Origin of the sequence: Candidatus Protochlamydia sp. R18, from assembly GCF_000648255.1 — a bacterium.
Classification (GTDB): domain Bacteria; phylum Chlamydiota; class Chlamydiia; order Chlamydiales; family Parachlamydiaceae; genus Protochlamydia; species Protochlamydia amoebophila.
Genome location: NZ_BASL01000627.1, coordinates 1 through 1,790, shown reverse-complemented (window position 1 = coordinate 1,790; position 1,790 = coordinate 1). Strand labels below are relative to the sequence as shown.

2 protein-coding genes are annotated in these 1,790 nt (G+C 28.2%); one reads left to right on the top strand and one right to left on the bottom strand.

The features are described from left to right. Window positions 1–183 precede the first annotated feature (183 nt). On the top strand, window positions 184–1,200 hold the full coding sequence (locus tag TY19_RS02455) for a DUF4135 domain-containing protein (RefSeq protein ID WP_042279833.1): 1,017 nt from the start codon (window positions 184–186) through the stop codon (window positions 1,198–1,200). A gap of 11 nt (window positions 1,201–1,211) precedes the next feature. On the opposite strand, the gene TY19_RS02450 is transcribed toward TY19_RS02455, so the two are convergent. Further along, on the bottom strand, window positions 1,212–1,790 hold a 579-nt coding region (locus TY19_RS02450; protein WP_042279831.1), incomplete at its 5' end, for an IS982 family transposase.

Below are 1,790 nucleotides of genomic sequence, written 5' to 3'. Positions count from 1 at the left end.
CCTTTTTATTTACATCTAAATTTTATTTCAACTTAGTTATTTGCAACTTACATTATTTAAATAATTAAATTAAATTTTTTATTTACAAATTAAATCTTTTGTTATTTTATTTGATATAAAATACTATTTCTGATTTAATTATATTTAAATTATAAAAATAACTTTAAGGTTGAAAAATTTATTATGGAAAATATAAATACTTTTGTTGGTCTACCACCCACTAATTTGCGCAGTGCAAATATCCAATTATCATCAAATACAAAAATCGAAGAAATTCAACCAGCAACGCAAGAGCCAGTATCTTTAGAATACAAAGAGCAAATAAATTTAATAACTGATATTTTTAGAAAAAAAAATTTACTAAACCGCAAAGAATTTTTTTTAGATGAAAAAAAATATAATTTAAAAGAAGAACTAGAAACCTGTAATAATCAAATTCAAAATTTAGAAAATAGTATTCAATCTGGTAAAAAAGAAGAGCAAGAAAGTTTTATATTAAACAAACAATTAAATGATGCATTAAATGTTAAAAATAAATTAATAACAAAAATCAGAAAAACACGGCAAAAATATATTGCTTTAGAAAAAGAAATGGATGCTTGTTCAAAGGCTATTCAGGAAGAAGAAGAAAGGCTTTGTCAAATTATCAACAACAAATTTAGTAGTAACATTATCGATGTAGAAACTTTGCCTGTAAAATTTAGTGAAATTAGTTTATCCTCTTATTCTTCAGAAGAAGAAGAAAAACAGGTTGATTATTTAATTAATAAACAAATAACTTCTTTAGAAAGATTTGAAAGATTTATATTCGAAGCAACAAATTTTTTAGAAGCACATAAAATTTTAATTTTTAAAGAATTTGGTAAAAAAAATGTCGAAAATATAAGTAATGTTAAGATAAACTTAAAACTATTAGGAGCAGATAGTCATCACGGGGGGAAAACACCTCTTTTAGTTTCGTTGACCATCGAAGAAGCAGAAGTTTTAAAAGTAGTTTATAAACCAAGAGGAGCTGAAACTGATAAAGCGATCATTGAATTATTTGAAAAGTTAAATAGTCTTCCTCCAGAACAAAAAAATGGCCCTGATCTTCCAACTTATAAAATCATAGATTTGCAAAATCACAGCCTTTGGCAATATATTGAAGGGGTAGATTATCGTAATACAGCCTTTGAATTTGTCAAGATCTTAGAAACCTGAATTTTGGGTTTTTAGGCAGCCATTAACAACAAGCGATGCTGCTCTGCTAAATTTATAGATGGCTTTTTAGGTTGATGAGTGTAAGCAACAATCCCAGCTAATAGATTAATTAAAAAATTTCCGGCATTTCTGTGGCGTGTCTGTTCAATTTGAGAAATATTTTTTAGTTGATCATTCACTGTTTCAATAATAGCTCGTTTTCTAAGAAGAATTTTGTCTGTCAACTTCATAAGATTCTGCTTCCTATTCGATCTTAGGGTAGTAAATAGTTCAACACCTTGTTTCAAAAGCCTCTTTGAAAGTTCTTTCGAAATATATCCCTTATCACCAAATAGTTTCCCAAAAACCCCTTTCGACAAAGTTTCGGCAATAGAAACATCAGCAACATTTCCAGGAGTTAGCTGAAAAGCCAAAATTTCTCCTCTCTCATTGATCATAAGATGCAATTTAAACCCGAAAAACCACCCTGAAGTTGTTTTCCCCCTCTTTGCTAAACCTTTAAAGACTTTGTTTCTTTTTATGCGTTTATTGTGGCAAACATCTATCGATGTAGAATCAATAAAAGCAATTCCTGTGATTTCTCCTCTTTT

Bases quoted from the DNA above. Each gene is read 5' to 3' on its own strand.
- TY19_RS02455 (WP_042279833.1), top strand. From the start codon at position 184: ATGGAAAATATAAATACTTTTGTTGGTCTACCACCCACTAATTTGCGC.